At 60.9% G+C, this 8,086-nt stretch carries 5 protein-coding genes; 3 read left to right on the top strand and 2 right to left on the bottom strand.

What is annotated here, in order from left to right; genetic code table 11:
* Positions 1-863: 863 nt before the first annotated feature.
* Positions 864-2,129 (top strand): ergothioneine biosynthesis protein EgtB, encoded by a 1,266-nt coding sequence (egtB, locus tag ACXAH0_RS08485; RefSeq protein ID WP_475190275.1) that lies wholly within the window; start codon positions 864-866, stop codon positions 2,127-2,129.
* Complete coding sequence (gene egtD / locus ACXAH0_RS08480; protein ID WP_475178457.1) at positions 2,126-3,073, top strand: L-histidine N(alpha)-methyltransferase; 948 nt, start codon at positions 2,126-2,128, stop codon at positions 3,071-3,073. Before egtB ends, egtD begins: the two co-directional genes overlap by 4 nt.
* Positions 3,074-3,084: 11 nt before the next feature.
* On the opposite strand, the gene ACXAH0_RS08475 is transcribed toward egtD, so the two are convergent.
* Positions 3,085-3,936, bottom strand: coding sequence for a LysR family transcriptional regulator (locus ACXAH0_RS08475; protein WP_475190273.1), 852 nt, complete (start codon positions 3,934-3,936; stop codon positions 3,085-3,087).
* Between the two features lie 116 nt (positions 3,937-4,052).
* On the opposite strand from ACXAH0_RS08475, the gene ACXAH0_RS08470 reads away from it, so the two are divergent.
* Positions 4,053-5,543, top strand: a complete 1,491-nt coding sequence (locus tag ACXAH0_RS08470; protein ID WP_475190271.1) for an NADP-dependent isocitrate dehydrogenase — start codon at positions 4,053-4,055, stop codon at positions 5,541-5,543.
* Between the two features lie 68 nt (positions 5,544-5,611).
* On the opposite strand, the gene ACXAH0_RS08465 is transcribed toward ACXAH0_RS08470, so the two are convergent.
* Positions 5,612-8,011 (bottom strand): GcvT family protein, encoded by a 2,400-nt coding sequence (locus ACXAH0_RS08465; RefSeq protein WP_475190269.1) that lies wholly within the window; start codon positions 8,009-8,011, stop codon positions 5,612-5,614.
* Positions 8,012-8,086 lie beyond the last annotated feature (75 nt).

The following is an 8,086-nucleotide window of genomic DNA, read 5'->3' as shown; positions in this document are numbered from 1 at the left end:
TGAGGGAATTGATCTGGCGGCGGGGAAGATGCTTTATGATCTGATGAAAAACGCTTAGGGTCATTTCTGGGTCCGTTTTTGGGAGAGATTCTGAATCAGGCGTTGCAACCAAGATTCTAGACGATCTCCTTACAAAACGGGCCTTTTTTATCCTAAATCAGAATTTTCCCGGACAGTAATGACCAACCTGAATAGATAGAAACCCATCTGATGGCGCTGATCCGGATTGGCCGGCAAGGCGCGTTGCGCAGGACGGCCTTTATGGCCGTTCAAGCGGCGCAACGCAGTCCGGCGGGCCGGAGCCGGCCACCGAGGCCGTGTTTGAGGACTGTTCAGCTGCGTCCCAGGTTTTGAACGATAAACCATATCGCCCTGAAACCTGCTTCTTGCCGAACAGTCCCCAAACACGGTCAGATCGGTTCCTAGCTATTGAGGTTGGTATGAGACCCTCGCCCAGCAAGCTCCGTGGCGCAACACCCGATAGGCCCAACGCGGGCAATCTCATCCCCTCACATCTTTTTGACTGGCCGGCCACACATTCCTGACAGGCAGCTGTCAGGAAGGCAGATGTAAAACAGCCTCGACCCGGCCCATCGCCTCGTCTCCGTCCAGCCAAAATTCACGATCAAAATCAAAGATCTGCTTACTTCTGCCCACAAAGAGCGAAATATGATGAGAATCAAACTTTTGTTTAATTTAATCACCAATTTGAGATTTTCGTGGGCGGCGGTGCATTTGTGCACCGCCGCGGTGCAATTCCCGCCATTTAAATCCCGGCTCCATCTCTTACCTTCAGGCGGCCTTAAGCAACTTGACGGAGCGGGCAGAACATTCTGCGCCGTATGCCACGCGGAAGGACAGACATGACCCATCTGGACGAGCAAAGCGGCCTAGCCTGTGCCGCAGATCCCCTGGACCTTTTCTTTGCCACACGCACGCAGACGGAGAAACTGACCGCGCCCTTGAGCGACGAAGACATGGGGCTGCAATCCATGGAAGATGCCAGTCCGCCCAAATGGCATCTGGCCCATACAACCTGGTTTTTCGAGGAATTCATCCTCAAGCCCCATCTGCCCGGTTACAACCCCCGGGACGAGCGCTTCGCCATTTTGTTCAACTCCTACTATGTCCAGGCAGGCCCGCGTCACACCCGGTCCAAGCGTGGACTTCTGTCCCGCCCGAGCGTGACGGAGGTCACCTCCTACAGGGCCCATGTGGAAGACGCGCTGCGCGAAGGAATGATCTACGACAAGTTCGCGCTGGATCAGGCTCAGCTGGACGCACTGATCACGCTCGGGTGTCACCACGAGATGCAGCATCAGGAGCTTCTGATTACGGATCTCCTGCACGCCCTATCCCACAACCCTCTCCTGCCCGCCTACACGCCGTCCCAGCCGGAAGCCGTCCGGGAGGCTCCGGACCAGAGCTGGACGCGCCACGAAGGCGGCCTTCTTGAAATCGGACATGACGGCAACGGGTTCGCTTATGACTGCGAAGGCCCGCGGCACAAGGTCTGGCTGGAGCCTTTCAGGCTTGCGGACCGTCCGGTGACCAATGGCGAGTGGATCGCCTTCATGGAAGATGGCGGCTATGACAACCAGACGCTTTGGCTGATGGAAGGCTGGGCGGTCAGGGAGCAAAACGGCTGGGACTCGCCGCTTTACTGGTGGCGACAGGACGGCCAGTGGTGGACCTTTACGCTCCAGGGACCACGTCCCGTCGATCTCTCGGCTCCCGTTGTTCACGTCAGCTACTATGAAGCCGACGCCTTTGCCAGGTGGGCGGGACACCGGCTTCCGACCGAGGCGGAATGGGAAGCCGCAGCCCAGCACACTGACATTGCCGGAACATTTCTGGAAAGCGGCGCCTTCATGCCGCTTGGCCGTGAGGCCGGATTGTGGGGGGATGTCTGGCAGTGGACCAGCAGTGCGTTTTCGCCCTATCCGGGCTTCCGGCCGCCGGAAGGCGCGATCGGTGAGTACAACGGCAAATTCATGGTGAACCAGATGGTTCTTCGCGGCGGGTCCTGTGCAACCCCCAGGCTCCAGATGCGTGCTTCTTATCGAACCTTCTTTTATCCAAACCAGCGCTGGCAGATGCTTGGGCTGAGACTGGCAGCCGATCAATGACCAAACATGTCCCCCCCTCCAGCATCGATCCCGTCTTCCGTTCCGAAGCCCTCAAGGGCCTCACTGGGCCGCAAAAGACCCTGTCGAGCAAATGGCTTTATGACGCGGTCGGCTCCCATCTGTTCGATGCGATCACCGCGCTCGATGCCTATTATCCGACCCGCACGGAGATCAGCATTTTGCGCCGGAAGGCGGCCAGCTTTGCCCGCCTTCCCGGAGCAAAGGGCGCTTTGGTGGAACTCGGCAGCGGCTCCAGCCGCAAGACGGGTCTGTTGCTGGACGCCTTTCCCGATCTGAAGCTTTACATGCCGGTCGACATCTCCGCCAGTCACCTCGCGGAGGCGGCCGAGCGCATGCGCCGGTCTTACCCCTCCCTTGCGGTGGCTCCGGTCACCGCCGACTTTACCCAGCCGCTCACCGGCCTGCCTGTACCGGAGGATCTGCCTGTTCTGGTGTTTTTTCCCGGGTCGACCATCGGCAATTTCGAAGTGCCGGACGCTGTTGCGCTCCTCAAAAACATCCACTCCGCCCTGCCCGGCGCCACCCTGATTGTCGGCGTCGACCGCCCCAAGGATGAAACGGTTCTGGTCACCGCCTATGACGATCCGGCCGGTGTGACCGCCGCCTTCAACCTGAATCTCTTGCAGCGTCTCAACCGGGACCTTGGGGCCGATTTCAACCTGAAAGCCTTTGCACACCGGGCCCTGTGGAACCGGAACGAGAGCCGCATCGAGATGCATCTGGAGAGCCTGAGGGACCAGACAGTCACGCTCGCGGGGCAAGAGATCCCGTTTGCTGCGGGCGAAACCATCCATACGGAGAACTCGCACAAATATGACGAGAATGCTTTTGCCAGGATCACCACATCCGCTGGCTGGCGTATCACCGGCCGGGAGGCTGATGAGCGGGACTGGTTCTCACTCTATACGCTGCAAGCGGTGTGAGCCCGCCGCGTTCATCCGGTTTCGAACGCTCCTTCCAGCACATTGGCCAGACGCCGCGCCGCCTGGCCCGCATCTGACGCGGTGGCCAGCACGATCTCCGTATCTTCCAGATAGGGCATCCGCTCGCCATTGTCGGTGATCAGGTCGTCCGGAGCCATATGGCCTGGCAGAACCGCGATCCCCAAGCCAGCCCGCACAGCCGCCAGGGTTCCGGCAAGCGATCCGCACACATAGGCGGCCCGGGGCTCGTGCCCGCTGCGCCGCAGGGCCTCGAAGGCCCGTTTGCGGTAGACACAGGGCTCGGGACTGACGGCCAGCGGCACACCGGACGCCGGAGATAACAGATTTTCATCGGCGGCTACCCACAAAAGAGGCTCCGCCCAAACCCGCTGCCCGCCGATTGCTGCCGCCGGTTCCCGTTTTAAAAGCACCACATCCAGAACCCCGTTCCGGAACTTCTCCAGAAGGTTCAGGGTCAGATCACAGGTGACCTCCAGACTGACCTTCCGATAGGCAGCAGCGAAATCGGCCAGCGCCTGGGGAAGATAGGTTGTTGCAATATCCTCCGGCGTGCCGAGGCGCACCTGCCCGGTTACTTCCTGGCCCCGGAATGCGGACAACGCTACCTCATTCAAGGTAAGGATCTGTTCGGCATAGGTCAGAAACCGGTCTCCTGCCGGGGTCAGAACCACCCGCCGCGCACTCCGGCGCAGGAGCCGCTCTCCCAGGATCTCCTCAAGCTTCCGTATTTGCAGCGAAATCGCCGACTGACTCCGGAAGAGCCCCTCCCCTGCCTTTGTGAAGCTGCCTGTCCGGCTCGTCAGAACAAAAGCCTTCAGCAACGCCGGATCGATTGTATCCATGACCATCCATGCATGAGTTTTTTCAATGAAAAAATATCAAATTATAAATTTTTACAATCACGCGAACCTCTCTACACGTGTCCCGCACGCACTCGAACCGGTCCAGGGAGACACGAATGAACGTCCACAGCCACCCGCTCACCCAGTCTGCAACGGCCCATGATGCCCCCAAGGTCGCCATCGCTTTTGGCGATGGGATCGGCCCGGAAATCATGGACGCCGCCTTGCGCTGCCTGACAGCCTCCGGAGCGCGCCTGAAGCTTGAGGAAATCGTCCTGGGCGAATCGGTTTACAGGTCCGGGCACTCTTCGGGCATTGCCCCGGACACCTGGCAGACCCTCAGGGCCAGCAAAGCCCTGTTCAAGGGGCCAATCACAACTCCTCAGGGCGGCGGCTTCAAGTCCTTGAATGTCACGCTGCGCAAGTCGCTCGGGCTCTTTGCCAATATCCGGCCCTGCGCGGCCCTGACACCCTTTATCGCCTCCCATCACCCCGGCATGAATGTGGTGATTTTCCGGGAGAACGAGGAAGATCTTTATGCCGGGATCGAGCACCGCCAGACAGATGAGGTCTATCAGTGCCTGAAACTTGTCTCGCGTCCGGGCACGGAGAGGATTATCCGGTTTGCCTTTGACTATGCGCGCCAGCAGGGCCGCAAAAAGGTGTCGTGCTTTTCCAAGGACAACATCATGAAGCTGACCGATGGTCTGTTTCACGAGGTCTTTGACGAGATCTCGGCCGAGTACCCGGACATCGAAGCCGATCACTGGATCATCGATATCGGTGCAGCCAAGCTGGCCGCGGCCCCAGAACTGTTCGACGTGATCGTCACGACCAATCTTTATGGCGACATCATCTCGGACATTGCCGCAGAAATCAGCGGATCTGTCGGGATCGGCCCCTCGGCGAATATTGGCAGCACATTTGCCATGTTCGAGGCCATTCACGGATCAGCCCCCGCTCTTGCCGGACAAGGCGTGGCCAACCCCTCCGGCCTCATTCTGGCCGGGGTGCAGATGCTGGCCCATCTCGGCCAGACGGACGCTGCCTGCAGGCTCAACAATGCCTGGCTGAAAACGATTGAGGACGGTATTCACACGGCTGATATCTTCAACCCGGCCCATAGCCGGAGTAAGGTGGGCACGGAGGGTTTCGCGGATGCGCTGATCCGCAACATGGGCGCGCTGCCCAAACGGCTGCCTCCGGTGCGCGCTCAGGCCCATCAGACCCCTTTTCACCCCGCCACGGCGACACGGTCTGAACCGGCCGTCAAACAGCTTGTGGGGGTGGATGTGTTCGTCCATGCACGGGGCGGCACAGCGGACGAGCTCGCCGGTTATTTGACCGCTCACACTCATGATCTGAACGTTGATCTCAACATGATCACGAACCGGGGCGTCAAGGTCTGGCCAGCAGGATTGCCGGAGACCTTTACCACGGACCATTGGCGCTGCCGGTTCACCGGCCCAAAGGGCGCCGGTCTCGAGCCCGCACAGATCGCCGGCTTGATGCTGGTGCTGGCCGAGGCGGGTCTTGATGTCATCAAGACCGAGAACCTTTACACTTTCGACGGGGCGGCCGGGTATTCGCTCGGCCAGGGCCAGTAGCCCCCGGGCGCCTTCAAGCCTCCCTATAAACATCCCGGCGGGTGTCCCGCCGGGATGTTCGCCTGACCTCAACTCCTCCGCATCCGGTGCCCGTCCGGGTCGAAGAGCGGACCATTGGTGGCAACGGCCTTTTCCAGACATCCGGCAAGATCCACCTGAAGCCGGGTCCCGGTTGCCAGGGGCTGTTCGACATGGGCCAGGGCCACGGGCCGGCCGGTCCGGTAGCCATAGGCACAGCTTGTGGTTTGACCGATGATCTGACCGTTTAATAGCACAGGCTCGTGGCCGAGTGGAACGGCTGCGTCTTTGTCAAACCTTAGAGACATAATCTTCGGCTGGATGCCGTCAGTCCTTTGGGCCGCCAGTGCCTCAGCGCCAATAAAGCCCCCGGACGTGCGGGTCATGGCAGCCAGTCCGGCCTCCACCGGCGTCACGTCGCTGTCAAGCTCATGGCCCATGGCGCAGAACCCCTTTTCGATCCTCATGGAGGTCTGCGCGAACAGTCCGGCCGGACGGGCTCCGGCCTCCACAAACGCCCGGTAGACGGCTCGTGCGGTGTCAGCGCGGCAGGTGATTTCCCACCCCGGCTCCCCGACATAGGACAGCCGCGCCGCCCGGACATGGCAGCCTGCAATCTGTGCTTCTGCGTGTTTGAAATAGCCGATGGCGTTGAGGTCCGGCGCCCCGGCCTGCGCGGCGATCCGGGCGCTGTCAGGCCCCATCAGGGCGAGAACCGCATACTCCCCGGTGCTGTCGCTCAAGCGCACGTCATATCCGTCCGCCAGCCGGGAGAGCCAGGCAAGATCTTTCCGGATCGCGGCTGTTCCCGTGAAAATCCGGTAGTGGTCCGGTGACAGACGCTGGAGTGTCAAATCACTTTCATAGGTGCCCCGCGCGTTCAGGACAGCGCTATAGATCACAGATCCCGGTGCCCGGCCCACATATCCCGCACAGGCTTTCAGCAAAAAGGCCTCCGCATCCGGCCCCTCCACCTCGATCTTGCCAAAGGACGAAGCATCGAAGACCGCAGCCGCTTCGTGGGCGGCCCGCACTTCCGCGCCGACATTGTCAAACCAGTCCGGACGGGAGAAGGTCAGCACCGGCTCGTGCTGCTTGCCGAAATAAAGTGGCCGTTCCCAGCCATAGATCTGGCCGAAATGGGCCTTGGCCGTCCGGTACTCATCCTCCAGGGGCAAGGACCGCAGGAAGCGGGCTGTGCGGAACTGTTTGCCTGGAAAGGCGATCTCGTAATGGGTGCCGAGGACTTCCGGCGCCCGCGCCATCAGATGGTCTACGGAGTTGAAAACAGGCGCAAACCGTTTGGCGTCCGCCTCGGACAAATCATAGGCGGGCGCCCCGTGAAGGATCGTGTGCGCAAGGTTCATGCCCGCGCCCCCGCCCGCCGCAATGCCGACGGAGTTCATGCCGCAGCCCAGAAACAGCCCTCGGGTTTCCGCTGTCTCCCCCAGCATGAACGTACCATCGGGCGTGAAGCTTTCCGGACCGTTCAGCAGCATCTTCACCTCCGCCGTTTCCAGGGCCGGAAGCCGGTACAGCGCGTTCAGCATCATCGGCTCGAAATGATCCCAGTCTTCCGGCAGCAGCCCGAAGGCAAAGCTGTCCCCCAGCACGCCGGGCGCAATCGGCTTTCCCATCGGCTCGAAACAGCCGACAAGCAAGCCGCCGCTGTCGTCCCGGATGTAGAGATGGCCGTCATGGTCGCTCAAGGTCGGCATGTTACCGGAAATACCGCCGACCGGCTTGGTCAGGAGGTAGAAATGCTCGCAGGCCACCAGCGGCACGGCCGCTCCCGCCAAGGCCCCGGCCTCCCGCGACCAAAGCCCCGTACACAGGGCAATGGCGTCGCACATGACTGTACCATGCGGGGTTTCAACGCCCCTCACCCGGCCGTTTTCCGTGAGGATGCCGGTCACCCCGGTGTTCTCAAACAACCGCGCCCCGCGCGCCCTGGCACCCTTGACGAGCGCCGCGCAAACGTCGGACGGGCTGACCCGGCCGTCATCGGGGGACCAGACCGCCCCCAGCACATCATCGGCCCGCATCAGAGGCCAGCGCTCCTTGGCTTCGCCAGCGCTGATGGAGGAGGCTGCCACTCCGTATGCCCGGGCGAGCGCTTCCTGGCGCCGGATATGGATCAGCCGGTTTTCAGTGGTTGCAATCGACAGGGACCCTTTCTGGATCCAGCCGGAGGCCTGCCCGGTTTCCTCCTCCAACCGGCTGTAAAGCTCAACGGAATACTGGATCATGCGGGTCAGATTGCGGGAGTGACGCAAGGCGCGGACCTGCGCGGCCGAGTGCCAGGTGGTCCCGGAGGTCAGTTGATTGCGTTCCAGCAGGATGGCATCCGTTACCCCCATCTGCGCCAGGTGATATAGGGTTGAGCAGCCCATGATGCCGCCTCCGATAACAACGACGGGGGCATGCTTTGGAAGGGAGGGAGATGACATCGGAACCAGTCCATGTAGTGACACAGAGTCAACAAAGAAACATTTGTTTCAGAGTTTGACAACACAAAAAACAAA

It is taken from the genome of Roseibium sp. AWQ4_290 (genome assembly GCF_056160985.1).
This window is presented reverse-complemented; position numbering and strand designations above follow the sequence as displayed.

Excerpts from the sequence above, each read along its gene's own strand:
- egtB (WP_475190275.1), top strand. The coding sequence starts at position 864 with ATGACCCATCTGGACGAGCAAAGCGGCCTAGCCTGTGCCGCAGATCCC.
- egtD (WP_475178457.1), top strand. The coding sequence starts at position 2,126 with ATGACCAAACATGTCCCCCCCTCCAGCATCGATCCCGTCTTCCGTTCC.
- ACXAH0_RS08475 (WP_475190273.1), bottom strand. The coding sequence starts at position 3,936 with ATGGATACAATCGATCCGGCGTTGCTGAAGGCTTTTGTTCTGACGAGC.
- ACXAH0_RS08470 (WP_475190271.1), top strand. The coding sequence starts at position 4,053 with ATGAACGTCCACAGCCACCCGCTCACCCAGTCTGCAACGGCCCATGAT.
- ACXAH0_RS08465 (WP_475190269.1), bottom strand. The coding sequence starts at position 8,011 with ATGTCATCTCCCTCCCTTCCAAAGCATGCCCCCGTCGTTGTTATCGGA.